Annotated in this window: 22 protein-coding genes; 8 read left to right on the top strand and 14 right to left on the bottom strand. The window is 70.7% G+C overall.

Annotated features, from left to right (window positions below; genetic code table 11):
- From K7C98_RS24155 to K7C98_RS24145, 3 genes are all read right to left on the bottom strand, one after another.
- Positions 1–579, bottom strand: a 579-nt coding sequence (locus K7C98_RS24155; RefSeq protein WP_224194110.1) for a GDP-mannose 4,6-dehydratase, incomplete at its 3' end; no start/stop codon positions are given.
- A 1-nt stretch (position 580) separates the two neighbouring features.
- Entirely contained in the window at positions 581–1,354 is a 774-nt protein-coding gene (gene rfbF, locus K7C98_RS24150) for a glucose-1-phosphate cytidylyltransferase (protein ID WP_224194109.1), read from the bottom strand.
- Positions 1,351–2,481, bottom strand: coding sequence for a glycosyltransferase (locus tag K7C98_RS24145; RefSeq protein WP_224194108.1), 1,131 nt, complete (start codon positions 2,479–2,481; stop codon positions 1,351–1,353). The genes rfbF and K7C98_RS24145 overlap by 4 nt, the downstream gene beginning before the upstream one ends.
- 272 nt (positions 2,482–2,753) lie before the next feature.
- On the opposite strand from K7C98_RS24145, the gene K7C98_RS24140 reads away from it, so the two are divergent.
- On the top strand, positions 2,754–3,890 hold the full coding sequence (locus tag K7C98_RS24140; RefSeq protein ID WP_224194107.1) for a hypothetical protein: 1,137 nt from the start codon (positions 2,754–2,756) through the stop codon (positions 3,888–3,890).
- A gap of 358 nt (positions 3,891–4,248) precedes the next feature.
- Here K7C98_RS24140 and K7C98_RS24135 read toward each other — a convergent pair whose 3' ends face one another.
- Complete coding sequence (locus K7C98_RS24135; protein WP_224194106.1) at positions 4,249–5,577, bottom strand: pyridoxal phosphate-dependent aminotransferase; 1,329 nt, start codon at positions 5,575–5,577, stop codon at positions 4,249–4,251.
- 30 nt (positions 5,578–5,607) lie between these two features.
- Here K7C98_RS24135 and K7C98_RS24130 point away from each other — a divergent pair, with 30 nt between their 5' ends.
- Positions 5,608–6,804, top strand: a complete 1,197-nt coding sequence (locus K7C98_RS24130; RefSeq protein ID WP_224194105.1) for a methionine aminotransferase — start codon at positions 5,608–5,610, stop codon at positions 6,802–6,804.
- Positions 6,805–6,849: 45 nt separating this feature from the next.
- Entirely contained in the window at positions 6,850–7,614 is a 765-nt protein-coding gene (locus K7C98_RS24125) for a carbon-nitrogen family hydrolase (RefSeq protein WP_224194104.1), read from the top strand.
- Here K7C98_RS24125 and K7C98_RS24120 read toward each other — a convergent pair.
- The 4 genes from K7C98_RS24120 to K7C98_RS24105 all read right to left on the bottom strand — a co-directional run bounded on the left by K7C98_RS24120 (position 7,611) and on the right by K7C98_RS24105 (position 10,168).
- Positions 7,611–8,054 (bottom strand): hypothetical protein, encoded by a 444-nt coding sequence (locus K7C98_RS24120; RefSeq protein ID WP_224194103.1) that lies wholly within the window; start codon positions 8,052–8,054, stop codon positions 7,611–7,613. The two genes, K7C98_RS24125 and K7C98_RS24120, sit on opposite strands and share 4 nt — an antisense overlap.
- A 130-nt stretch (positions 8,055–8,184) precedes the next feature.
- A complete protein-coding gene (locus K7C98_RS24115) occupies positions 8,185–8,685 on the bottom strand; it encodes a hypothetical protein (protein ID WP_224194102.1) in 501 nt (166 codons plus the stop codon).
- A gap of 10 nt (positions 8,686–8,695) precedes the next feature.
- Positions 8,696–9,499, bottom strand: a complete 804-nt coding sequence (ttcA, locus tag K7C98_RS24110; protein ID WP_224194101.1) for a tRNA 2-thiocytidine(32) synthetase TtcA — start codon at positions 9,497–9,499, stop codon at positions 8,696–8,698.
- A gap of 45 nt (positions 9,500–9,544) precedes the next feature.
- A complete protein-coding gene (locus tag K7C98_RS24105; protein WP_224194100.1) occupies positions 9,545–10,168 on the bottom strand; it encodes a hypothetical protein in 624 nt (207 codons plus the stop codon).
- 59 nt (positions 10,169–10,227) lie between these two features.
- Here K7C98_RS24105 and K7C98_RS24100 point away from each other — a divergent pair, with 59 nt between their 5' ends.
- Entirely contained in the window at positions 10,228–11,916 is a 1,689-nt protein-coding gene (locus tag K7C98_RS24100) for an ABC1 kinase family protein (protein WP_224194099.1), read from the top strand.
- 23 nt (positions 11,917–11,939) lie between these two features.
- Here the strand turns inward: K7C98_RS24100 and K7C98_RS24095 are convergent, their stop codons facing one another.
- From K7C98_RS24095 to groES, 3 genes are all read right to left on the bottom strand, one after another.
- Complete coding sequence (locus tag K7C98_RS24095) at positions 11,940–12,755, bottom strand: SDR family NAD(P)-dependent oxidoreductase (protein ID WP_224194098.1); 816 nt, start codon at positions 12,753–12,755, stop codon at positions 11,940–11,942.
- 101 nt (positions 12,756–12,856) lie between these two features.
- Entirely contained in the window at positions 12,857–14,503 is a 1,647-nt protein-coding gene (gene groL, locus K7C98_RS24090; protein ID WP_224194097.1) for a chaperonin GroEL, read from the bottom strand.
- 48 nt (positions 14,504–14,551) lie between these two features.
- Entirely contained in the window at positions 14,552–14,851 is a 300-nt protein-coding gene (groES, locus tag K7C98_RS24085; RefSeq protein ID WP_096330647.1) for a co-chaperone GroES, read from the bottom strand.
- A 301-nt stretch (positions 14,852–15,152) separates the two neighbouring features.
- Between groES and K7C98_RS24080 the strand changes: the two genes are divergently transcribed.
- Positions 15,153–15,707, top strand: a complete 555-nt coding sequence (locus K7C98_RS24080; RefSeq protein ID WP_224194096.1) for a hypothetical protein — start codon at positions 15,153–15,155, stop codon at positions 15,705–15,707.
- A 113-nt stretch (positions 15,708–15,820) separates the two neighbouring features.
- On the opposite strand, the gene panC is transcribed toward K7C98_RS24080, so the two are convergent.
- Both panC and panB read right to left on the bottom strand, forming a co-directional pair.
- Positions 15,821–16,663 carry a pantoate--beta-alanine ligase gene (gene panC / locus K7C98_RS24075; RefSeq protein WP_224194095.1) on the bottom strand — a complete coding sequence of 281 codons (843 nt, stop codon included), beginning with the start codon at positions 16,661–16,663 and terminating at the stop codon, positions 15,821–15,823.
- Complete coding sequence (panB, locus tag K7C98_RS24070) at positions 16,660–17,550, bottom strand: 3-methyl-2-oxobutanoate hydroxymethyltransferase (RefSeq protein ID WP_224194094.1); 891 nt, start codon at positions 17,548–17,550, stop codon at positions 16,660–16,662. Before panB ends, panC begins: the two co-directional genes overlap by 4 nt.
- 433 nt (positions 17,551–17,983) lie before the next feature.
- Here panB and K7C98_RS24065 point away from each other — a divergent pair, with 433 nt between their 5' ends.
- From K7C98_RS24065 to K7C98_RS24055, 3 genes are all read left to right on the top strand, one after another.
- On the top strand, positions 17,984–18,898 hold the full coding sequence (locus tag K7C98_RS24065; RefSeq protein WP_224194093.1) for a hypothetical protein: 915 nt from the start codon (positions 17,984–17,986) through the stop codon (positions 18,896–18,898).
- Between the two features lie 21 nt (positions 18,899–18,919).
- A complete protein-coding gene (locus K7C98_RS24060; protein ID WP_224194092.1) occupies positions 18,920–20,425 on the top strand; it encodes a DUF1501 domain-containing protein in 1,506 nt (501 codons plus the stop codon).
- A gap of 72 nt (positions 20,426–20,497) precedes the next feature.
- A complete protein-coding gene (locus K7C98_RS24055; protein ID WP_224194091.1) occupies positions 20,498–22,615 on the top strand; it encodes a hypothetical protein in 2,118 nt (705 codons plus the stop codon).
- A gap of 467 nt (positions 22,616–23,082) precedes the next feature.
- Here the strand turns inward: K7C98_RS24055 and K7C98_RS24050 are convergent, their stop codons facing one another.
- Positions 23,083–23,745, bottom strand: coding sequence for a hypothetical protein (locus K7C98_RS24050; RefSeq protein WP_224194090.1), 663 nt, complete (start codon positions 23,743–23,745; stop codon positions 23,083–23,085).
- Positions 23,746–24,291 lie beyond the last annotated feature (546 nt).

The following is a 24,291-nucleotide window of genomic DNA, read 5'->3' as shown; positions in this document are numbered from 1 at the left end:
GCGGTTCCAGTTGAGGTCGCCGGGCCCGAACAGGTTGCCGCAGCGGGTCACGCACACCGGAAGCTGGTAGCTCTCGAAGTAGCAGCGGGAGATCAGGTCGGTGCAGCTCTTCGAGCAGTCGTAGGGGAAGCGGCCCTCGAGCGGCGACGCCTCGGTGTACGGCAGCACCGGCTGGTCGCCGTAGGCCTTGTCGGAGCTGGCGACGACGACCCGCCGGACCTTGCGCTCGTTGCGGCGGCACGCCTCGAGCAGGTTGTACGAGCCGCGCACGTTGGCCTCCCACGTCGACAGCGGGTTGCGCCCGGCCGTGCCGACGATCGTCTGCGCGCCGAGGTGGAACACCGCCTCGATCTCGTGCTCGTTGATCACCCGCTCGAGCAGCGGGTAGTCCTCGAGCTGACCTTGCACGCTGACGCAGCGGCGGTCGAGGCCGCGGCCGTGGAACAGGCTGCGCGGCACCCCGTCGCGCACCAGGCACACCGGCGCCGCCCCGCGGGCCAGCAGCTCCTCGACCATGTGGCTGCCGAGCAGCCCGGTCGCCCCGGTGACGAGCACGTTCTTGTCTGTCCAGAAGGACATGTTACCAATTCCTCCACGGCGCCGCTCCGCCGGCCCACGCGCGCTCGAGCAGCTGCAGGTCGCGGAAGGTGTCCATGCACTGCCAGAAGCCCTCGTGACGGTGGATCCGCAGCTCGTCGTCGGCCGCCAGCTTCTCGAGCGGCTCGCGCTCGAGCGTGCAGCCGTCGTCGTCCTTCACGTAGTCGAGCATCGCCCGGCGGAACACGAAGAAGCCGCCGTTGATCCACCCCTCGGTGACCGCCGGCTTCTCGCTGAAGCGGTCGACGCGCTCGCCGTCGGTCAGCAGCTCGCCGAAGCGGCTCTGCGGGCGCACGCCGGTGACGGTCCCGATCTTGCCGTGGCCGCGGTGGAACGCCAGCAGCGCGCGCAGGTCGACGTCGCACAGGCCGTCGCCGTAGGTCAGCATGAAGTCGTCGTCGCCGAGGTGGCGCCCGACCCGGCGCAGCCGCGCCCCCGTCATCGCCTCCTCGCCGGTGTCGACGCAGGTCACGCGCCAGCGCGCCTCCGGCGGGTTGTGCAGCGTCAGCTTGCCGCCCTGCCCGAGGTCGACCGTGAAGTCGCCCGACAGCGCCGCGAAGTCGAGGAAGTAGCGCTTGATCACCTCGGCGCGGTAGCCGAGGCACAGCACGAAGTCGTCGAACCCGAACGACGCGTAGTAGCTCATGATGTGCCAGAGGATCGGTCGCCCCGCGACCTCGATCATCGGCTTGGGACGCAGCTCCGTCTGCTCTTTGAAGCGGGTGCCCTTGCCCCCGCACAGGATGACGACCTTCATCGCGACCTCCCCAGGACCTCGTCGTAGACCGCCTGGAGGCGCTCGCGATGGGCCTCCACGCTGTATTCGGCCTGCATCTTGCGCCGCCCGGCCTCGCCGAGGGCGCGCCGCTCGCCTGCACTTCGGGACAGCCGCATCAGGTGCCCGGCCAGCCCGGCGACGTCGCGCTCGTCCGCCAGGAGCCCCGTCGCCCCGTCCTCGACCTGCTCGGGGATCCCCGCGTGGCGCGTCGCCACGATCGGCAGCCCCGCCGCCGAGCCCTCGCAGATCACCGTCGGCGTGCCCTCCTGGTCGCCGTCGCGCGCCGTCCGGCTCGGCACCAGCAGCACGTCCGCCTCCTGCATGGCCGCAGGGACAGGTGTGCTCGGCGCCGCCCAAGTCACCTCGAGCCGCAGCGACTCGGCAAGCGCGCGCAGCGGTCCGGCCCCCGCCGAACCTGTCCCGAGGAGCATGACCTCGAGGTCAGCCCCCTCGTCGCGCGCCCGCGCGCACGCCCGCAGCCCGTCGTCGAAGCCCTTCTTCTCGACCTCGCGGCCGACCATCAGCACCCGCGTGCGGGCCCGCGACGGCCGCGGCGCCGGCTGGAAGCGCGACAGGTCGACGCCGAGCGGCACCACGCGGATCTTGCTCTCGGGACAGCCCTGCGCGACCAGCTCGCCCCGCATGTGGCGCGACAGCGCGAGGAAGCGGTCGCCGCGGCGGAACAGCGCCGACGCCAGCGCCGCGTAGTGCCAGTAGGCCGGCAACAGCCGCAGCCGCGAGCGCCGCACCGTCACGTCCTTGCCGTAGAAGCTGGTCACCAGCGGCAGCCCGCAGCGGCTCGCCGTGAGCAGCGCGTGCGCCCCCGTCTGCCCCAGGTGCGCGTGGATCAGCGACAGACCGCGGGCCCACCGCGACAGCCGCGGCGACAGCGTCGTCGCGCGGTACAGCAGCGCCTCGACCGCTCCGAGCGGCTGGTCGCGCAGCGCCGTGACCTCGCCGCCGGGGAACTTCTCGCGCGACAGTCGCTCGACCGCGAACACGCGCACCGCGTAGCGCTGCAGCGACCGCATCGACGTGTAGATGAACGTCTCCGACGGCGGCAGGAATTCGTGGCGCACAAAGCCGACGGTCGGCGAGGTCGACATGCCGAGCGAACGGCCGCGAACGTACGCTCGCCCGCGCGAGGGTGTCAACCTGCTCCGCCGCCCATGACTTGCCGCACGCATCCGCACGCGGCCCTGCCACGCAGTCCAGGCCCGGCTCTGGTATCGCGCCAGCCGGGCGCGACGCGCTGCCCGAGCTCGCCACATGCGCGCGACGATCGCACGCGCAGACGACCTGGCGCGATGATCCGCCCTCACCTCACGACCTGCGAAGCATCAGCCCGACGAATGCGGCCGCACCAGGAGTTTCCGCGATGATCCTCCCCGACCTCACGACGCGAGACGCATGGGAGCTGCGACGGCAGCCCGAGATCGACGAAGAGGATCTGTGGCTGACGCCGGGGCCGATGATCTGGCAGGCCGAGCGGTTCCGCGGCGCGCCGATGTTCTACCCCGTGTACCGCAGCGGCGACCTCTACGCGACCTCGCCGCTGCCGCTCATCGTCCGGCGGGGCGCGCTCGAGCTCGACGCCGACGTCGCCCGGCAGGTGGGAGGCGCCGTCCGCTACCTCGCCACCAACGCGACGATCGACCGCCGCGTGCGTCGCGTCGGCTGCCCCGAGCTCTCGACGCTCGAGCTGAACGACCCGTCCGAGTACGTCGCCGCCTTCGCCGCGGCCGTGCGCAGCGACGTCGCCCGCGTCGAGGCGCGCCGGCCCGGCTTCACCAACCTCGTCCTGTGCGGCGGCCGCGACAGCCTCAACCTCCTGCTGCTGCCGTGGCAAAACCCCGTGATCGCCGTCAGCGCGCGGCCGAACTTCCCGCTCGTGCAGCAGTTCGTGCGCGACAACCGGCTCGAGATGGACGTCGTCGAGCTCGTCGACCGCGATGCCTCGCTGCTCGACAGCGAGATCGCCGTCAACGCCTGCCGGATCGGCCTCGATCACGTGCGATGGGTCGCCGAGTTGCGCCAGCTGGCCGCGCGCTTCGAGCGGCGCGCCATCTTCTGGGTCGGCGCCATGGCCGACGCCTTCACCACCCCGAAGTGGCGCACCTACAACCATTCGCTGGCCCTCGCGCGCCTGCGGGCCCTGCCCGGCCTGCGCGGCCTCGCCGACACCGACGCCGGCCAGAGCCTGTTCTCCTGGACATGTTACTACCGCGGCGGCATGTGGCAGGGCGGCAACATGTCGCTGCTCAAGGACATCACCGACGCGCTGGTGCTCTCGGCCTACCACGGCCCTGCGATGCGCGCCCTGCTCGCGCGCGTCGACCTCCGCGGCGCCGCGACCTCGGACATCCGCCCCGCCATCGGCGAGGCGCTCGCCGGCGGTCCCGTGGTCTATCCCACGACCAACCCCTCGCCGCCGCCCTCGACCTTCCGCGAGCGCCGCTCCCACGTCGCCGCGTTCGTCGAGGTGCTCGCGCGCCACGGCATCCGCTGCGCTTGAGCGCATCAGGACATGTCCGTACGGGCATGTCCATTGCGCCACGATCATGACCTGACCTTTCGACCATCTTACCGCGCGCCCGCAGCAGCTCGCCCTGGGCCTCCGGGCCAACCTCGTCACCTGGACTTAGCCTGTCCTTTCGGTCAGCCTCGTTCTACACAGGCTCAGCCTGCCCCTTCGGACAGTCTCGTCACATGGGATCGGCCTGTCCCTTCGGCCAGCCTCGTTACACGAGCTCGGCTTGCCCCTTCGGCCAGCCTCGTTCCACGAGGCCCATCCCTTGCCCAGCCGCGCGCCCAGGCTCGACCTGTCCCTTCGGCCAGCCCGACACAGGCCGGCCGGAGCGCGTCCGGCCCGCTCAGGTCAGCGCCTGCATCGCGCGGGCGAGACGCGGCAGGGCCGCCTTGATCTCGTCCTCGGACACCGCGCCGACGCTGAGGCGGAACCAGCCCTCGTCGCCCGGCACGCCGAAGGCCTGGAACGGGACGATGCCGATGCCGGCGTCGGTGAGCATGTACTTGCGGACATCTTCGTTCGTCTGCAGCACCGCGCCGGCGGGGGTGCGGCGGCCGAACGGGTTGATGCGCACGGTCAGGTAGATCGCGCCCATCGGCGGGATGCTGTCGACCTGCAGGCCGTCTTTCTTGAGGCTCTGGAAGCCGGTGTGGAGCAGCTCGAGCCGGCGGTCGAGGCCGTGAAGGAAGCCGGTGGCGTAGGTTTGGATGGCTTGTTGGTCGCCGAGCAGCTCGACGGTGGCCATCTGCTCGGGGCGGGGGGCCCAGGCGCCGACGTGGCCGAGCACCGCCGACATCTGCTTGATGATGTCGACCGGACCGACGGCCCAGCCGACGCGCAGGCCGGTGGCCGCGAACGCCTTGCTGATGCCGTCGACGAACACGGTGTAGCGGGCCATCTCCGGCCGCAGGCCGGGCGGCGTGACGTGCTTCGTGTCGCCGAAGCGCAACATCCAGTAGATGTGGTCGTACATCAAGTAGACCGGGCGCTGGCCGCGTTGCTCGCGGGCGCGGTTCTCGGCCAGGATGGCGTCGCAGATGCCGCGCAGCGCGTCGGCGGTGATCGCCGTGCCGGTCGGGTTGAGCGGCGAGTTGAGGCACACCAGGCGCGCCGACGGCAGCTCGGACAGCAGCGCCTCGCCGGTCGGCAAGAACCTGGTCTCGGGGCCACATACGACCGGGACGCCGCGCGCGCCGCACATGTGCACGTAGTGATTGTTGTTCCAGCTCGGCACCGGATAGATCACGGTGTCGCCCGGGTCGACCACCGTGCGGTAGAGGCCGTAGATCACCGGGCGCGCGCCGCCGGCGACCAGGAAGCTGTCGAGCGGGTAACGCAGCCCCAGCTCACGCTCGTAAAACCGCTGGATCGCCTGGCGCAGCTCGAGCTGGCCGTTGGCCGCCGGGTAGTTGGTCTCGCTGCGCTCGAGCGCCCGCAGGATGGCCCGCTGCAGCACCTCGGGGATCGGGAACTGCTTGGGGCTGAAGTCGCCGACCGTGAGGTTGCAGACCGGCACGCCCTGGCCCATCAGCGCCCGGATCTCCGCCGCGATCTTGAGGATCTCCGAGCCGACCAGCGCCCCGGCCATCGCCGACAGACGGGCGGCCGGGTCGGGACCCGCGGCGTTGGCGTGGGCGGTGAGGTCGGTCTGCGCGCTGTGGACGTCCTGCATCCCTCCAACTATGCCACACTCCTGCGGCCCATGAGCAGCGCCCGTCAGCCGCACCTCACAGCCCGCCTTCAAGGATTCGGCACCACGATCTTCACCGAGATGACGCGCCTTGCGATTCAATTTGGCGCGGTCAACCTCGGCCAGGGCTTCCCCAACTTCGATGGACCCGACTTCATCAAGGAGGCCGCGATCGCGGCGATCCGCGCCGGCGCCAACCAGTACTGCCGCATGAGCGGTTTGCCCGAGCTGAACCGCGCGATCGCGGCGCACCAGCAGCGCTTCTACGAACTCACTTACGATCCCGACAGTGAGGTGACCGTGTACTCCGGCGCGACCGAGGCCATCTGCGCGACGCTGCAAGCGCTGTGCGACACCGGCGACGAGGTCGTGCTGTTCGAGCCCTTCTACGACTCGTATCGCGCCAGCGTGACCATGGCCGGCGCGGTCCCCAAGGTCGTGACCTTGCACGCGCCCGACTTCGCCTACCGGCCCGAGGAGCTCGAAGCCGCCATTACCCCCAAGACCCGGGCAATCCTCCTGAATACCCCGCACAACCCCACGGGGAAGGTCTTCTCGCGCATCGAGCTCGAGCACATCGCGAGCTTGTGCCAGCGCTTCGATCTCATCGCGATCACCGACGAAGTCTACGAGCACCTCGTGTATGAGGGCTCGCACGTGCCGCTGGCGACGCTGCCAGGGATGCGTGAGCGCACCGTGCTGATCTCCTCGTCGGGCAAGACCTTCAGCTTCACCGGCTGGAAGGTCGGTCATACGTGCGCGCCTCCGGCGCTCACCGCTGCGATCCGCTGCGCGCACCAATTCGTGACCTTCTGCACGGCCACGCCGTTTCAGCACGCTCTCGCCACGGCCTTCGTCGCGGATGACGCCTTCTTCACCGGCCTCATCGCCGAGTACCGCGCGCGCCGCGATCGCCTGTGCAGCGGCCTGCGCGAGCTCGGCTTCGGCGTGCTCGCCCCCGCCGGTACGTACTTCGTGATGACCGACATCCGCCCGCTCGGTTACGCCGACGACGTCGAGTTCTGCCGCATGTTGCCGGAGCAGGTCGGCGTCGCCGCGATCCCGCCGTCGTCGTTCTACGAGCGCCCGGCGCACGGCCGTCACCTCGTGCGCTGGGCCTTCTGCAAGACCGACGACTTGCTCGACGAGGCCCTGCGCCGGCTGCAGAAGCTGCCGCGCCGCGCGCCGCTGGCGAGCGCCGCGACATAGTCCACACCACATGACTCGAAGGACAGCACGCAGGAGGACCCGAGCATGAAGATCGCCGCGATCCAGAGCGACATCGCGTGGGAGGACCCGGAGGCCAACTTCACTCGCCTGCGCCCGTGGGTGGCCGCCGCCGCCGCCGCCGGGGCCAAGCTGGTGGTGCTGCCGGAGATGTTCGCCTGCGGCTTCTCGATGGCGACCGAGCGCATCCGCGAGGACCCCGGCGGCCCCTCGACCCGCTTCCTCGAGCACCAGGCGCGCCAGCACGACGTGTGGATCTGCGGCAGCGTGCCCGAGGTGCCGCTCGGCGAGGCGCGCCCCTACAACACCCTCGTGCTCGCCAGCCCGCACGGCCAGGTCGTCCGCTACCGCAAGATCCACCCGTTCTCGTTCGCCCGCGAGCACGAGCACTACGGCGCCGGCAGCGACCACATCACCGTCGACGTCGAAGGCCTGCGCTGCAGCCTGTTCGTCTGCTACGACCTGCGCTTCGCCGACGAGTTCTGGGGCCGCGCCGAGCAGACCGACGCGTACATCGTGGTCGCCAACTGGCCCGAGCGCCGGCGCGTCCACTGGACCACCCTGCTGCAGGCCCGGGCGATCGAGAATCAGGCCTACGTCGTCGGCGTCAACCGCGTCGGCCACGGCAACGGCCTCGACTACAGCGGCGACAGCCGGATCGTCGACCCCTGGGGCGAGGTGCTCGCGGCCGGCGCCGGCGGCGAGACCATGCTCATCGCCGACGTCCGCCCCGAGGTCGTCCGCGACGCGCGCGAGAAGTTCCCTGTCCTCAAGGACAGACGCAAGGCCTAACCCAGCGCCAGCAGCTCGGCGCGCGTGACCACCAGCGGCGTGAACGTCAGCGCCCCGAAGCCGCACGCGACCGTCTGGCGCGCCCACGCCACGTCGGCCTCGCTCGCCGCGACCGCCAGCAGCCCGGCCGGCCCGCCGCGGCGCAGCCCGAGCAGCGCCGCGTAGCACGGCCACAGGTACGCGCGCGCCAGTTCGTCGCGCGCGGGCGGGGCGACGATCGCCAGCCACGTCGACGGCCCGCCGACGCGGCGGAGCTCGACCGCCAGGTCGGCGCACCACTCGTGCCCACGCGCGTGCAGCTGCGTGTCGCCCGCGTCGACGAGGACGGCCCGCGCCGGCTGCTCGAGCTCCCAGCCGAGCACCTGCTGGAGCGCCCGCACCACCAGCTCGGGCTTCTGTTCGAGGAGTTCGAGGACCGGGTCGACAGGCGAGGCGCACACCCGGGTCGAGATGCACGTCGCGCCGCAGCCCGCGGGCGCGAAATTCCCCTGTCCTTTCGTGCACGCGCGCGTCGGCCCTGCCCCCGCCGTCCCGCCGGCCGGACACCCGGCGTCCCGCCGGCTGGACGCCCTACTCGGGCACGTGGACCACGAGGTCGTCGCCCTTACGCTTCAGGCACACCGCGCACGCGTCGGTCACGGCGGGCTCCTCGTAGCGCGGCTCGAAGGTCTCCTCGACCACCGCCACGCCGTCGCGCTCGACCGCCACCACGAACTCCGCCGGCCCGCTCCAGATGTTGCCCCGCGTCTCGAGCACGTCGAGCTCGAGCCCGGTCTCGCCGAGGCGCGCGCGGACCGACAGCGTGCCGTCGTCCTCGCCGTCGGCGAAGTCGGTGAAGAAGTCGAGCTCGCAGTCCTCGTCCGGGACCGCGCACGTCCACGACTTCCCCGCGTAGTCGGTGGTGACGCTGAACGTGTAGGACCCCGGCCGCAGCCGCCCGCCCGGCTGGCCGTCGTCGACCACCGCCACCGCCACCGAGGCCTGGCAGTTCGCGTTCATGCAGATGCCCGACGACTTGTTGCAGCCGGCGACGGCGACCATAAGTCCCAAGAGCCATGTCCGTTGCAGCATGTCCTCTCCTTCATGCCCTTACGAGCATCTGCGGGGCCACCAGACCGCCGGCGGCCTCGACCTCGTCCTCGCCGCCCTGCAGACGGGCGTCGAGCAGGTGCGACGGCTTGACGTTGCCGGCCGCGGCCAGCAGGCTGCGGCGCACGTCGGGGTTGGTCTGCTCGAGGTGCGCCAGCAGCCGTCGCACCTCGACGCGCCGCAGGTTGTCCTGCGAGCCGCACAGGTCGCACGGCACCACCGGGAACTGCTGCTCGACCGCGAACGCCGCCAGGTCGCGCTCCTCGCACAGGATCAGCGGTCGGATGAGCGTGTTGCGCCCGTCGTCGGAGCGCAGCCGCGGCGCCATCGCCTTGAGCTGCCCGGCGTAGAGCTGGTTGAGCAGCAACGTCTCGATCAGGTCGTCGCGGTGGTGGCCGAGCGCGATCTTGCTGCAACCGAGCTCGACCGCGACGTCGTAGAGGATCCCCCGCCGCAGCCGCGAGCACAGCGAGCAGTAGGCCTTGCCGGCCGGGATCTCGCGCTTGACCACCGAGTAGGTGTCGACGTGGACGATGCGGTGCTCGTGGCCCTCGCGCTCGAGGTACGCGCGCAGCACCTCGACCGGGAAGCCCGGGTGACCCTGGTCGAGGTTGACCGCCACGCACGAGAACGCGAACGGCACCACCCGCTGGTACTCGCGCAGCAGGTGGAGCATCGCCCACGAGTCCTTGCCGCCCGAGATCGCGACCATGATCCGGTCGCCCGGCTCGATCAGCCCGAAGCGCCGATTCGCGCGGCTGATCTGCCGCAAGAGCGTCTGCTGGAGGCTCGCCACGCCCGGCCGGCATACCAGGGCGGCCGGGGCGCAGCAACCGCCTGTTCACAGGACCGAGCGCACGAGCGCGACCAGCCGCGGCGCCTCGCGCACGAGCTCGGCGAGCGCCACGTCGCGGCGCGAGCGGAGCACGAAGCCGATGAGCCGGTCGTGCTGGCGCCACATCACCAGGTACGCCGACTCCGACGCGTGGTGGTCGACGTCGAAGCTCGACAACTGCTTGAAGCCGACCGACAGGCCGTCGATGAGCTCGACGCGCGGCATGCCCTGAATCGCCGCGTCGGCCTCCGCGCGCCGCTCCGCCAGCTCCGACGAGCCGCCGGGCACCTCCTGGTAGATCGGCTCGAACTGCGTGCTGGTGTCGACCGCGCCGCCCAGCGCCCGCCCGATCTCGACCGCCACCGGGACCACCTGCTCGCCCTTCTGCAGCACCGCCTCGATGCCCGACGACGACGTCTCGGCCCCCTTGCGCAACCAGCCCCTGGCCGACTCGGAGAGCTCACCGAGGCTCAGGTTCTCGGCCCAGGCGCGGGCCGCCCGCGCCGCCTCGGCGGTGCGTGAGCCGGCCATCTCCGCCACATCCGCGGCCGCCCGCGTGCGGGCCTCGGGCGCGTCGCACCCGGGCAGGGCCGCCCCGACCAGGAGCCATGTCCGCAGCCGACCTCGCACGCTCCAAGTCTAGCAGATCCGGCGCCGCCGTCCGACGCCAGCCCGTATACTGCGCGCGCGTGTCCGTCCTGCGCACGATCGTCAGCTCCTCGCGCGCCCTCGTCACGGGCGCGAAGGACGTCGCCCGCTTCCGCGAGATCGCCACCGTCTTCGTCCGTCACGGGTTCGGCTGGTGGGTCGCGCAGCTCAAGCTGCGGCGCGAGCTGCAGGTCGAGCTCGAGGGCGGCGAGCTGACCCGCGCCGCGGTCGGCAGCGCCGACACCGGCAAGCGCCTGGTCGCCGCGTTCACGCAGCTGGGGCCGACCTTCGTCAAGCTCGGCCAGATCCTCTCGACCCGCCCCGACCTGCTGTCGGACGCCGTCATCTCCGAACTGACCTGTCTGCAAGACCAGGTCTCGCCGCTGCCCTTCGAACAGATCGCCAACCAGCTGCGGAGCAACCTCGGCCCCAAGTGGCGCGAGCAGTTCGCCGACATCGACGAGACCCCGCTGGCCTCCGCGAGCATCGCCCAGGTCCACCGCGCCACGCTGAAGACCGGCGAGCGCGTGGCCCTCAAGGTCCAGCGCCCCGGCCTGCGCCCGAAGATCGAGAGCGACCTCAACATCCTGCTGGCGACCGCCGCCTACGTCGAGGAGGCCTTCCCCGAGGCCGCGGCGATGGACCTCGTCGGCGTCATCCGCGGGTTCGCCAAGTCGCTCGCGCAGGAGCTCGACTTCTGCGTCGAGGCGCGCAACATCGCCCGCTTCCACCGCAACTTCGCCGACGACGACAAGGTCCGCGTCCCGCTCGTGTTCGACGCCCTCAGCACCTCCGAGGTGCTGTGCATGGAGTTCGTCGAGGGCCGCAAGTTCAGCGAGGTGCTGCAGTCCGGCGAGGACACCCGGCCGCTGGTCGAGGTGTACTTCAAGACCGCCTACAAGATGCTGTTCATCGACGGCTTTTTCCACGGCGACCTGCACCCCGGCAACGTGCTCGTGCAGGAGGGCGGCCGGCTGGCGATCATCGACTGCGGCATGGTCGGCCGGCTGTCGCCGTCGATGAAGGACAAGCTGATCGACATCCTGTGGGCCGTCATGTCGGAGGACATGGAGGCGCTGGCGCGCTCGTTCTACGCCCTGGCGATCCCGACCAGCGGCAAGGTCGACTACGCCGCGTTCGAGGCTGACGTGGTCGAGATCGCCGAGCGCTACCTCGGCGGCGTGCCGCTGTCCGAGCTGCAGATCGGCGAGCTGTTCGGCGAGCTCGTCGCCGGCGCCACGCGCCACCGCGTGCGCATGCCGACCGACTTCACGATGATGTTCAAGGCGATCCTCACCACCGAGGGCCTCGCCCGCTCGATCGCCCCCGACGTCGACCCGCTCGAGCTGGCGCGCCCGTTCATCTCGCAGATGATCCAGGACCGCTACAGCGGCGAGCGGATCAAGCAGACCCTGCTGGCCGACTTCCACCTGCTGTCGCGCGCGGCTCACAGCCTGCCGCAGCGGCTGCCCGCGCTGCTCGAGGACATCCAGGAGGGCCGGCTCGCCGTCGGCCTCTCGCCGGCGTCGCTGACCGCCATCGACAAGGCGGCCGAGCGCCGCATGAACCAGGGCGTACGCGCCGCGCTGACGATCACCTGCATCGCCTGCGGCACGTACGCCCTCGGCCTCGGCCTGCCGGCGACGTCGCCGGTCGGGATCCCGTGGATCTCGACCCTGTTCTACGCCGCGGCCGCCTACGGCGTGATCGGCCTGCGCTGGCGCTCGTGAGCGAGCGCCGCGCACCGGCCGTGCTAGCCGAGCCCGCGTCGGCGCATGAAGGCCGCCTTGTTCTTGGCGCCGCGGCGCTCGAGCGCGGGCCGCAGCCACGCGCGCAGGCGCGGCGACAGGTAGCCGATGGTGGCCAGCTTGCCTGACGCAAAGGGCAGGTCGATCTCCATCGGGCTGCGGGTATCCCGGACGCACGCGAGCACCGCCTCGGCGCACTGCTCGGGGCTGCTCATCGGCTGCGAGAAGGTCAGGTTGCTGACGCCGTGGATGTCGGCGTCGAAGAAGCCGCTGTCGACCGGACCGGGGTTGACGTTGGCGATCCGGATCTGGCGCCGCGCGAGGTCCTCGGCGGCCGCGAGGGCCCAGAAGCGCAGGCCGGCCTTGGTCCCCGAGTAGACGGCGGAGCCGGGCACGCCGAGCTTGCCGGCCAGGCTGGCGACGTTGACGACGCAACCGCCGGCGCGCATGTGGTCGGCGGCGATCCGCGTCAGGACCACCGGCGCGGTCAAGTTGACCGTGAACATGTCGGCCAGCGCCTGCGGCGGGTGGCGCAGCATGTCGCCCCGGTGGTGCAGGCCGGCGTTGTTGACCAGCACGTCGATGCCGCCGAAGCGGGCCACGACCTGGTCGACGAGCCATGTCAGCTTGGACAGCTCGCCGACGTCGCAGGCGATCGCCACCGCGCCCTCGCCGAGGGCGGCTGCGGCCTCCTCGAGCTTGGCCGCGGTGCGCGCGACCAGCACCACGCGCATGCCCTCTCTGTGCAGCAACTTGGCGGTCGCCAGGCCGATGCCCGACGACGCGCCGGTGACGAGCGCGACCCTGTCCTTGAGCTCCACGCCGCGACGCTAGCAAAACCGCGATTAAAAAGGGACGAGCCCCGACCTCGTGGAGATCGGGGCTCGTCGACGCGCCGGGCTGGGGCCTGGCGCGGACGGGCTCACATGTCCATCCCGCCCATGCCGCCGCCCGGGTGGGCGCCGGCGCCGGCCGCGGGGGCCTCCTTCTTGGGCTTCTCGGCGACCATCGCCTCGGTGGTCAGCATCATGCCGGCCACCGACGCGGCGTGCTGCAGCGCGGTGCGGACGACCTTCGTCGGGTCGATGACGCCGTCCTTGACGAGGTCGACGTACTGACCGGTGCGGGCGTTGTAGCCGAACGCCCCCTCGCCGTTGCGGACGGCGTTGATGACGACCGACGGCTCGGCGCCGGCGTTCGCCACGATCTGGCGCAGGGGCTCCTCGATCGCGCGCTTGATGATGTTGACGCCGACGCCCTGCTCGTGCGTCGGGGCCTTGACGTTCTCGAGCTCCTTCTGGGCGCGGATGAGGGCGACGCCGCCACCGGGGACGATGCCCTCCTCGACGGCCGCGCGGGTCGCGTGGAGCGCGTCCTCGACGCGAGCCTTCTTCTCCTTCATCTCGACCTCGGAGGCCGCGCCGACCTTGATCACGGCGACGCCGCCGACCAGCTTGGCCAGGCGCTCCTGCAGCTTCTCGCGGTCGTAGTCCGACGAGGTCTCGTCGATCTGGGCGCGGATCTGCTTGACGCGGGCCTGGATGTCGGCCTTCTTGCCGCCGCCGTCGACGATCGTGGTGTTGTCCTTGTCGATCGTGACCTGCTTGGCGGTGCCGAGGTCCTTGAGGCTCAGGTTCTCGAGCTTCTCGCCGAGGTCCTCGGTGAGCGCCTTGCCGCCGGTGAGGACGGCGATGTCCTTGAGCATCTCCTTGCGGCGGTCGCCGAAGCCCGGCGCCTTGACGGCGGCGACGTGCAGCGCGCCGCGGATCTTGTTGACCACGAGGGTGGCCAGCGCCTCACCGTCGACGTCCTCGGCGATGATGAGGAGGCTGCGGCCCTGCTTGGCGACCTGCTCGAGGATCGGCAGCAGGTCCTTCATCGTCGAGACCTTCTTCTCGTAGCAGAGGATGTACGGCTCGCTGAGCGAGACGACCATGCGCTCCTGGTCGGTGATGAAGTACGGGCTGAGGTAGCCGCGGTCGAACTGCATGCCCTCGACCACGTCGAGGTCGGTCGTCGAGGACTTGTTCTCCTCGACGGTGATCACGCCCTCCTTGCCGACCTTGCTCATCGCCTTGGCGATGAGCTTGCCGATCTCCTCGTCGCCGTTGGCGGAGATCGTGCCGACCTGCGCGACCTCCTCGTCGCTGCTGGTGGCCTTCGACAGGTTGCCCTTGATGAAGCCGATCAGGCCCTCGACGGCGATGTCGATGCCGCGCTTGAGCTCCATCGGGTCGTGGCCCGCGGCGACCATCTTCAGGCCCTCGCGGTAGATCGCCTGGGCGAGCACGGTCGCGGTGGTCGTGCCGTCGCCGGCGATGTCGGAGGTCTTCGAGGCGACCTCCTTGACCATCTGCGCGCCCATGTTCTCGAACTTGTCCTCGAGCTCGATCTCCTTGGCCACGGTCACGCCGTCCTTGGTGACCGTCGGGGAGCCCCACGACTTCTCGATCACCACGTTACGGCCGCGCGGCCCGAGGGTGACCTTGACGGCGTCGGCGAGGATGTTGACCCCGCGCAGGATCGCGTGACGAGCGGACTCTTCGAAACGAACTTCTTTGGCAGCCATGATGTGTGTCTCTCGGTTGGGTGGGAAAAGTTGTTGCCGCGGGCCCGCTCAGGCCTCGAGGATGGCGAGGATCTCGTCCTCGCGGAGGATCATGTGCTCCTCGCCGTCGAGCTTGATCTCGGTGCCGGAGTACTTGCCGAACAGGACCTTGTCGCCCGCCTTGACCTCGAGCGGGGTGCGCTTGCCGTTGTCGTCGACCTTGCCCGGGCCGGCCGAGATCACCACGCCCTTGGCGGGCTTCTCCTTGGCCGAGTCGGGGATGAACAGACCACCGGCGGTCTTCTCCTCCTCGGACATGCGCTTCACCAGCACGCGATCGTTCAAGGGACGAACCTTCGTCGTTGTCATCTGCGGTCTCTCCTGGATTTCCGAATGCAGGCCCCGTTGGGGGGAAGATGCTTTGTCGCGGTTGCGAGCGTTCCCGCGCGACCCCGCGTAACTTCGCGGAATCGCCGTGGAAAATTGCGGGGGCTCGGTTAGCAGTCACCCATGTAGGAGTGCTAACGCGGCGCGGAGTGTAAAGCGAGTCGGTACCTGGTCAACCCCTCCGCGCGGGGCGTTCTCGGCTCGGAACTCGTGCGGTTAACTCACATAATTAGCTTGCCTGCGCGTTCGTCTCTGGTAGCGTGGGAAAATAGGAAACCTACCCATGCCCGAGCCAGAACTTCGTTTTGCAGGAACCCTCGAGTCCTTCTTCTACGAGCGGGTGGCCCAGGGAAAGACCGGCAGCTCGTTGCCCGCCGAGGTCGGGGCGTACGTCGTCCACATGTTGGCCGATCACGTGCGCCGGACCAGCGTCGCCGGCCGCACGTCCGGGCCGCTCGCGCTGCAGTACCTCGCCGCCCGCGAGCAGCAGGGCGCCCGCCGGGCTCAGGCGCTACGGGCCGTCGGCGACCGGGCGCTGTTCATCGCCGGCGTCGTCCCGCACAGCGTCGACCGCGGCCCGGTCGACCTGCGCTACGTGCGCTCGATCGGCACCAGCGCGTACCGCCAGATCGACGAGCCGCGGGTGTTCCACGTGCTCGCGGCGACCTTCGAGGCCGCGGCCGAGGCGATCTCCGAGGCCACCGACAGCTGCCCCGAAGGCGACCTCCTCGGCCTCTACGAGCGCTGGCAGAAGTACGGCGATCCACGCGACGAACAGCGCCTCGGCGCCGCCGGCGTCGTCCTGGTGCGGGGCCGGCGCTCCGACGACATGCACTGAGCCGGCCCACCCGGCGGTCCGCAGGTCGGGCCGGGGGCGGGCCGACCGGCCCCCGAAGCCGACTGCTCTTACAGACATGTCCCTTGAGACAGTCCGCGAGCGTCGCCCTGAACTTACGGCCGCAGGACCGTGTTGTCGATCAGCCGGACCCCGCCGAAGAACGCCGCCACCGCGCACAGCGCCGGGCGGACCACCTCGCGGACCGGCTGCAGGTCGTCGGCGTCGACCAGCGACGCGTAGTCGACCCGCCCCGGAGCCAGCGCGGCGGCCGGGTCGGCGAGCAGCGCCGCCGCGTCGCGCTCGCCGGCGGCGAAGCGCTGCCGGACTGCGGTCAGCCAGCGCGAGATGGCCAGCGCCTGCGCGCGCGCCTCGGCGGACAGGTTGGTGTTACGGCTCGACATGGCCAGGCCGTCGGGCTCGCGCACGATCGGCATGCCGACGATCTCGCCGCCGAGGAACAGGTCGGCGTGCATGCGGCGGAGGATCGCCAGCTGCTGGTAGTCCTTCTCGCCGAACAGCGCCACGTCGGGGCGGACCAGCCCCCACAGCTTGGCGACCACCGTACACACCCCGCGGAAGTGGCCCGGGCGCGACGCCCCGCACAGGTGGCGGTCGAGCCCCTCGACCTCGACCCACGTGCTCGTGCCGCGCGGGTACATCTCGCGCGGGTCGGTCGGGCAGAACGCCACGTCGACGCCGCACTCGACCGCCTTGGCCAGGTCGCCCGCCTCGTCGCGCGGGTAGCGGGCGAGGTCCTCGTTCGGCCCGAACTGGGTCGGGTTGACGAAGATCGACAGCACCAGGCGATCGCCGCGGCGCCGGGCCTCGCGCAGCAGCGACAGGTGACCGTCGTGCAGGTAGCCCATGGTCGGCACGAACGCCACGCGGGTCGCGTGGCCGAGCGACGCTCGCCACGCCTGCATCTCGGAACATGTCCGAAGGACCAGCATACTCACTCCGCCGCCGACTCCGACCCGGCCGGGTTCGCCGGACCGCCGCCGGAGAAGCTGTGCTCCGCTCCGGGGAACTTGCCCTCGCGGACCTCGCGGCCGTACTCGGCGAACGCGTCGCGGACCACTCCGGCGAGCTCGGCGAAGCGCTTGACGAAGCGCGGCTTGAAGCGGTCGTCGAGCCCGAGCAGGTCCTGCATCACCAGCACCTGGCCGTCGCAGCCGACCCCTGCACCGATGCCGATCGTGGGGATCGCCAGCGACTGTGAGATCTGGCGCGCCAGCGCCGCCGGGATGCCCTCGAGCACCACCGAATAGGCGCCGGCCTCCTGCAGCTGCAGCGCGTCCTGTCGCAGGCGCTCGGCCGCGGCGTCCTCGCGACCTTGCACGCGGAAGCCACCGAACTCGTGGACGCTCTGGGGCGTGAGGCCGAGGTGCCCCATCACGGGGATCCCCGCCTGCACGATCTTGCGCACCGCCTCGGCCCGGCCGCCGCCCTCGAGCTTGACCGCCTCGGCGCCACCTTCCTGGACGAGCCGGCCTGCAGACTGCAGCGCCTGTTCGGCGCTGATCTGGTAGCTCATGAACGGCAGGTCGACGACCAGGTGAGCTCGCTGGACCGCACGACGGACGCAGCGGGCGTGATAACACATGTGATCGAGCGTGACCTCGAGCGTGTGTGGATGCCCCTGGATCACCATCCCGAGGCTGTCGCCGACGAGCACCACATCTGCACCGGACTCGTCGGCGAGGCGAGCGAAAGTCGCGTCGTACGCCGTGATCATCACGATGCGCTGGCCCTGGCGCTTGTACTGATGAAGCACGGGCGCGGTCACCCGGCGGGTCGTCGCGGGGATCTCCCCGGCTGCTGTGGGCTTGGCTCCGAGGGTCATACGTCGCTCGCGCGAAGCATATCGCAGAGCAGCCAGGTGTCCGTCCATCGAGAACTTTGCCGCCGCTGTCCGCGGCGCTGGTTCCCCTGGATCGACACGCGTGTGCGGACCGATTCACATCGCGACGTGCGGCCGAGGCGCATGGTGTTCTCGACCCCGCGGGGATGATTTCGCAGTCTGCGAACTCGCGATTCACAGGAGGCAGCGCAGCGAGAGGACGGTGACAAAAATCACCCGACAGTGGAGTTCCCGCCGCCTGTTCGCAGCGACTTATTCTCTCCCCTAGGAAAAGATGAGTTTGATGGGAAGGACTGATCGACGCGCTGTTCGCCGCCAATTCGCGGCACCATCTCTGCTTCGCAGCATCTGTCCTTTCGTACAGGTTCTCTGCGCCATGTCTCTGAGCGCTTGCGGTCAGTCCGATGGCGAGACGGTGGCTGACACGTCGGTCGAGTCCACCGGCGCCGCCACCGACGACAACCCGAGCTCGGGGGCGACCGATGTTCCGAGCACCGGCGGCGGCGGAACCGGCGACGCGACCAGCGACACCGGCACCGACGTCGGCGAGGCCCACGGCCTGCTCAACTTCACCTTCTATCCCGAGACCGCCACCGGCCTGCCGGCCGAACTGGGCATGGCCGGCGCCTGGCGCACCGAGCCCTTCACGACCGACGACTTCTTCGCCGTACAGGCGTGGGGCATGCACTTCCCGACGCCGCCGAGCGAGGCCAACACCGTCGTCAACAACGCCATCCCGTCCCCCTACGAGTGGGGCAAGGCCGACACCTGGGTCACCGGCGGCAACGCGCTCAAGCTGCGCGGCGGCGGCGGCGAGTCGCTCGCCTGCCTCGTGCTGGTCCAGGACACCTTCCCGGTCTACCTCAGCGAAGACGCCGAATTCTTCGACCCGACCTGCGCCCCCGACCCTTCGAAGTGGGTCGCCGGCGAGCCCTACGACCTGGTCGCGTTCGGCGGCGAGGGCAAGGACGACGTCATCCGCACCGCGGCCGTCGCCGCCCCGCCGGCGCTGACCGTCACCGCCCCCGACGTCGGCACCTCGCTGGTCCCGCACGACCGCGCCGACGACCTCGAGATCGCGTGGGAGGCCGACGGCGGCGAGCCCAATCGGGTCGTCATCCGCGTCATCGACACCTTCGGCCAGATGCTCACCGCCCACGCGGTCGACGACGGCAGCTTCACCATCCCGAGCGCCGAGCTGACCAAGCTCGCCCCCGGCCCCGCCACCCTCACCATCGCCCGCGAGCAAATCTTCGATCTCGGCCTCCCGGACGGCGACCTGCGGGTCGTCCTCCGCTACGAGGTCTGGGCCGATCCCGATCTGATTTAAAGGACATTCACGAGACGGACCATGCAGCGCAGAACCTTCATGAAGTCCATCGGCGCCGCCACGGCGGCCGGCGCCTCCTTCGGCATCCTTCGCCACTCGCGGCGCGCGGAGGCGTACTGGGGCGAATGGCCGGGCGACAAGCTCGAGGCCATGATCCCCGTCGAGCGCCAGGCCAAGAGCGTGCTCGAGCTGTACCTGTACGGCGGGATGAACGCCTTCGACACCTTCTACACGGTGCCGACCTGGGGCATGAACCAGGAGCGCTTCCTCCACGCCTACTACAACCAGACGCAGGCGCGCTTCGGCGAGTGCGGCCTCGGCAACACCCTCACCGAGGAGTTCGCCGAGGACGCCAACGGCCTCATGGTCCACCTCGGCCCGTGGGTCGCGCCGCTGCGCGCTCGCCCCGACATCGTCGCGCGCATGCGGGTCCTCGTGCAGCGCCACGACCTCCTGCCGCACGAGGGCGCCAACCCGTACGCGCTGACCGGCAGCCGCCTCGGATCGCCGCGCCTCGCCGGTGTCGGCGCCTCGATCCAGCGCCACTTCGTCGAGCAGCCCGGCGGCCTGCGGCCCACCCCGTACGCCTACGTCCTCTACCCCGGCGTCGAGTTCCCGACCGACAACGTCCTCGCCGCCTCCGCGATCGGCCTCCACCCCGGCTCGGCGCGTCCGCTCAGCGTCACCGTCGACCCCAACTCGTCGCTGTCGCAGCTGCTCGGACGACCGACCGTCGGCGCCGGCCGTGACGCCTACGACGCCGCCGTCGACCACTACCTCGCCTCCTATCAGCAGCGCTTCCGGCCGGGTGGCAAGGGCCAGCTCACCCGCTCGGCCGAGCGCAGCAACTTCGAGTTCGCCCACTTCTCCCGCCGCGGCGCCGGCGAGCTCGCCGACGTCCTCTCGTCCGACCTGTTCGAGGGCGTGGGCGGCAGCCAGTGCAACGACAACGCCGGCACCGACAAGCCGCGCATGCAGGCGCGCATGGCCGCCAGCCTGCTCACCCGCGCCGAGGACCGCGCCCGTTACGTCCACTGGATCGACGGCGGCTTGCGGCCGAACCCCTCGGGCGGCCACGACACCCACGACAGCCACGTCGAGGACGCCTCGCGCAACGTCACTCACACGATGCAAGCGCTGGCCGACATCATCAATACGCCCGACGAGAACGACCCCGGCAAGCTCAACCTCGACGAGACGATGGTCGTCATCAACACCGAGTTCGGCCGCACGCCGCACCGCCAGGGCCAGACGGGCCTCAACCACTGGCCGCAGGGCATGGCCACCGTCCTGATCGGCGGCCCGGTCACCGCCGCCGAGCGCGGGATCTACGGCGCCATCACCGAGGACGAGGGGTTCGCCCAGACCTACATCACCCCGACCGAGAACCGCATGCTCGTGATGATGGCCCTCGGCATCTACCCCTTCAGCTCGCAGACCTTCGCCGTCGGCGACGTCGTCGGCGCCAAGGACCAGTTCGCGGCGGCCCAGCGGCTGCGCGACGTCTACATGGGGCTCAAGCTCTGAGCGAGAGGAGGCGCGACCATGACCCGCATTCACCATTTCCACGCCCCTCTCGCCACAGCTGTCCTTGCGTGCATGTCCCTTGCGGCATGTCAAAACGACCAGGCCACCAGCGACTCCGCCACCGAAGGCCCCAGCAGCGCCACCGAGGACGATCCGACCGAGACCGGCGGCCCGCCGACGACCACCGACGCCCCGACCACCGGCGACAGCGCCACCAGCGGCGACCCCGGCGATCCGGGCGATGAGCCGCCGCCGGCCGGCGAGGGCGAGGAGTCCTGCGACGCCGGCGACGAGGCGTTCGTCAAGCGCGTCATCCCGCTGCTGCAGGGCCGCAAGCCCGAGGGCATGCGCGAGGTCCAGCTGCTGGTCAGCGCGATCGAGCAGCTCGACGCCAAGGGCCAGGACGGGCGAGCGATCGTCGCCCGCGGCCTCGCGTCCGGCGACCTCTACCTCCGCCGCTGGCGCACCTTCTTCTGGGAACAGCTGAAGATCAACCGCCTCGAGACCAAATCGAACTTCAACTGCTACTCGAGCATGACCCCGGCCGCCGACGACGGCGACCTCGCGGCGTACATCCGCGACAACGACGCCGAGGGCTCGAGCTTCGGTAGCTCGTTCACCATGGGCGACGTCATGACGAGCGCCCTGCGCCTCGACGACCTGAGCCCGATGTACCGCGCCGACATGTTCGCGCGCATGGCCCGGCCGCTGTCCGGCGCCAACATCTCGCAGGAGGAGTTCGAGGTCAACGCGCGCGCCAACTACGGCGAGATCTTCGAGTCGAGCTACCTCGGTCGACGCAGCGGCTGTCTCGAGTGTCACACGAGCACCGAGTCGGTCACCTACAACCCGGACCCCAAGTACAACCACTTCTGGGCGCTCCCCGGCGACTTCGAGGGCGCCATCTACGGCGATCCCAAGGGCCGTCCGGAGGAGGAGCTGTACGCCGCCTTCCGCTGGACCGGCTTCGTCGACGACCAGGGTAGCGTCAAACCGTGGGGCTGGAGCGGCAGCTGCGGCCGCTTCAACCCCGGCACCAGCGGCGACATCCTCGGCATCCCGGCGTACCTCGGCGGCGCCCTGCCGAACGGGGGCCAGCTGTTCGACATCGACCCGCTGTTCAAGACCGGCTTCGCCACCCTCGCCAGCGAGGGCCTCATGGTCGACGGCGACCTCAGCGTCGCCCCCGACCAGGCGCTCGCCTATCTCACCGCCGTCAACATCGCCAACGGCGTGTGGAAGGAAATGCTCGGCTACCCGCTGACGCTGGCGCACAGCTTCCCGCGCAACGAGAAGCAGCGCGAGATCCTCGGCGAGCTCGCCGACGCCTTCATCTCCGACAGCTACTCGCTCCGGACCCTCCTGGTCGAGATCGTCACTCACCCCTACTTCAACCAGGAGGCGCCCGACCTCTGTGACGCGTCCAGCCCGTACCACATGAAGCCGGTGTTCGACCCGTTCTCGATCACCGCCGCCGACCCCAACATGCGTGGCAACGGCGTGGGCGACCGCGTCCAGCGCTACAGCGCCTGGGTGCTGATCGAGTCGGCCATGCGGGCGATGTGGTGGGAGCTGCCGATCCAGCAGGTCAGCGACAACGAGTTCAACTACCCCGCCGTCGACTTCCTGCGTGACCAGGGCATCTTCCTCAAGGACGCCATCAACGGCTTCAACGGCGTCGACTTCAACGGTCTGCTGTCGTGGGAGAACCGGCTCGCCACCGGCAACAAGCAGTCGCTGCAGGGCCAGTGCACCGGCCCGCTCGGCCAGGCGTGCTCGCAGTACGAGTGGATCGAGCTCATGCTGGTCGAGGCCAGCATGACCCAGGGCGCCACCGTGGGCGACATCGCCGCGGCGATCAAGGACCGCCTGATCACCGAGCCGACCATCGACGGCCCGGCCGAGATCGCCGCCATCGAGGGCGTGTTCGGCCTCCCGCTCGACACGCCGATGAACCAGACCGACTCCGGCCAGCTCGAGGCCGGCGCCCGGCGGTTCGCCGGCATGCTCTTCAGCACCCCGCAGTTCATGCTGTCCGGCGTACCCGGCCGCGACCAGGATCCCGCCGCCATCCCCGCGTTCGCCGTCCCGGGCACCGACACCGAGTCGCTGTGCAACCTCCACGCACCGCAGCTCCTCGGCGACCAGTTCTCGTGGACCTGCGGCCCCCAGGGCCTCAAGCTGCGCTGAACCGCGGCGCTTCGCCACATGGCCCTCGGAACATGGTCTTCGTGCCATGGCCCGAGGGTCTTGTTGTAGCGGGCCCGCCGTCCTGTCGAGGACGCGCGCGACGTCGCGGCTGTCCGTACGAGCCTCGGCCTTCGGGCGAGCGGCACCTGACCCCGCCGACTCGGGATGGCAGGTTCCAGCCAGCTCGCCCAACTCGGCGAGAACACCCGCGCCGCCCCGACCTCGACGTCGATGCGCGCGGCACCTGATGCGCGCGGCACGGATGGCAAGTTCCAGCCAACCCAACTCCGCGGGAACACCCACGCCGCCCCGACCTCGACGTCGATGCGCGCGGCACCTGATGCGCGCGGCACGGATGGCAAGTTCCAGCCAGCTCACCCAACTCGGCGGGGCACCCACGCCCCCTTCGAGGCGTGGCATGAGCGACCACGCGACCGCCGAACGACCGCGCCATCCCGCTCGCCTGCTCAGGTCGGCCGCAGCTCGGCGAGCCGGCGCTCGACCAGCCGGCGCTCCGCCTCCTCGGGCTCCGGGCAGGCCAGGTAGCCCTTGAACAGCAGCGCCGCGTTGGCGGGATTTTTGAGCGCGATCTGCTCGATCGCCGCGAGGTACAGGCGCTCGTGCAATGGAAGCAACGCGTCCACCGCCATCCGCTCCATGCTCGCCGCCAGCGGCCGCAGCAGCGCCAGCTCGCGTTGGGCCGCGTCGGCGGCGCCACTGCGGTCGTAGACCAGCGCCAGGATCAGCGTCGTCCGCATCTGTTCGCGCGAGGCGCCACGCTCCCGGGCGCGGTGTGCCAGGTCGAGCGCCAGGGCCAGGTCCCCGGAAAGGAGCGCCGCCACGGCCGCCAGGCGATCGACGCGGTATCCCTCGACCTCCCCGCGCGCCTCCGCCTGGGCCAGGGCTGCTCGCGCCTTGGCCGGTTCGCCCAGGCCGATCGCTGCGATCGCGGTCATCACCCAGGTCATCGGCGGCAGGGCCTGACCCCGGCGGCTGGCCTCGGCCCGCGCCGACTCCAGCCACTGTGCGGCCCGCTTGCGGCTCTGTCGCAGCGACTCCGCCAACGCCGGGATCTCGCCGGGCAGCTCGGCCAGCGGCGAAAGGTTCGGGATCTGCGTCAGCTCGACCATCGCCGCGGCCACCAGGACCGCGGGCGCTCCTGGACACAGGCGCGCCCGCTCGGCCCACAAATTCGGCCCCTCGGAGCTCACCGATTGTTTCGCGACCGCGATCTCGGCGGTGCGCTCGAGCTCTCGGCACTGCCCCCACGGCCGGCTGCCCGCCTCGGCCCACGCTGTCGGCGGGTCTGGCGGCCGGGGCTGCCAACCCGCCGGCGCCAGCATCAGCCAGGTCGCGGCGACGACGGACATCCGGCGCGAGCGTAGCACCCAGCCCTGCCCGTTGTGGCCGCTCGAGCCCCCGCGACCCTCGTCGAATTTTTGGTCCCCACGAGCGGGCGTCGCACACTCCCCGCGTGACTCCCCGGCCTCCTGTTCGCGCCGGCCAGGGCAACCGGCGTCGGCGGCCGCCCGCGCAGGCGGCTGCCCGGCGGCACACGCGCTGGCTCATGAACCAGCTTCGACGTGGTGTCCTCGTCGTGCGCGGCCTCCCCGCGCGGCTGCGCGGGCGAATCGCCTGGCGGCAGGCCGGGCACGCCGTCGTCGAACGAGGTCGGG

It is taken from the genome of Nannocystis pusilla (assembly GCF_020073745.1).
Taxonomy (GTDB): Bacteria; Myxococcota_A; Polyangia; order Nannocystales; family Nannocystaceae; genus Nannocystis; species Nannocystis radixulma.
This window is presented reverse-complemented; position numbering and strand designations above follow the sequence as displayed.

What these genes read in the sequence shown, in the direction of transcription:
- rfbF (WP_224194109.1), bottom strand. Translation starts at nt 1,354, where the DNA reads ATGAAGGTCGTCATCCTGTGCGGGGGCAAGGGCACCCGCTTCAAAGAG.
- K7C98_RS24145 (WP_224194108.1), bottom strand. Translation starts at nt 2,481, where the DNA reads ATGTCGACCTCGCCGACCGTCGGCTTTGTGCGCCACGAATTCCTGCCG.
- K7C98_RS24140 (WP_224194107.1), top strand. Translation starts at nt 2,754, where the DNA reads ATGATCCTCCCCGACCTCACGACGCGAGACGCATGGGAGCTGCGACGG.
- K7C98_RS24135 (WP_224194106.1), bottom strand. Translation starts at nt 5,577, where the DNA reads ATGCAGGACGTCCACAGCGCGCAGACCGACCTCACCGCCCACGCCAAC.
- K7C98_RS24130 (WP_224194105.1), top strand. Translation starts at nt 5,608, where the DNA reads ATGAGCAGCGCCCGTCAGCCGCACCTCACAGCCCGCCTTCAAGGATTC.
- K7C98_RS24125 (WP_224194104.1), top strand. Translation starts at nt 6,850, where the DNA reads ATGAAGATCGCCGCGATCCAGAGCGACATCGCGTGGGAGGACCCGGAG.
- K7C98_RS24115 (WP_224194102.1), bottom strand. Translation starts at nt 8,685, where the DNA reads ATGCTGCAACGGACATGGCTCTTGGGACTTATGGTCGCCGTCGCCGGC.
- groL (WP_224194097.1), bottom strand. Translation starts at nt 14,503, where the DNA reads ATGGCTGCCAAAGAAGTTCGTTTCGAAGAGTCCGCTCGTCACGCGATC.
- groES (WP_096330647.1), bottom strand. Translation starts at nt 14,851, where the DNA reads ATGACAACGACGAAGGTTCGTCCCTTGAACGATCGCGTGCTGGTGAAG.
- K7C98_RS24080 (WP_224194096.1), top strand. Translation starts at nt 15,153, where the DNA reads ATGCCCGAGCCAGAACTTCGTTTTGCAGGAACCCTCGAGTCCTTCTTC.
- panB (WP_224194094.1), bottom strand. Translation starts at nt 17,550, where the DNA reads ATGACCCTCGGAGCCAAGCCCACAGCAGCCGGGGAGATCCCCGCGACG.
- K7C98_RS24060 (WP_224194092.1), top strand. Translation starts at nt 18,920, where the DNA reads ATGCAGCGCAGAACCTTCATGAAGTCCATCGGCGCCGCCACGGCGGCC.
- K7C98_RS24055 (WP_224194091.1), top strand. Translation starts at nt 20,498, where the DNA reads ATGTCCCTTGCGGCATGTCAAAACGACCAGGCCACCAGCGACTCCGCC.
- K7C98_RS24050 (WP_224194090.1), bottom strand. Translation starts at nt 23,745, where the DNA reads ATGGTCGAGCTGACGCAGATCCCGAACCTTTCGCCGCTGGCCGAGCTG.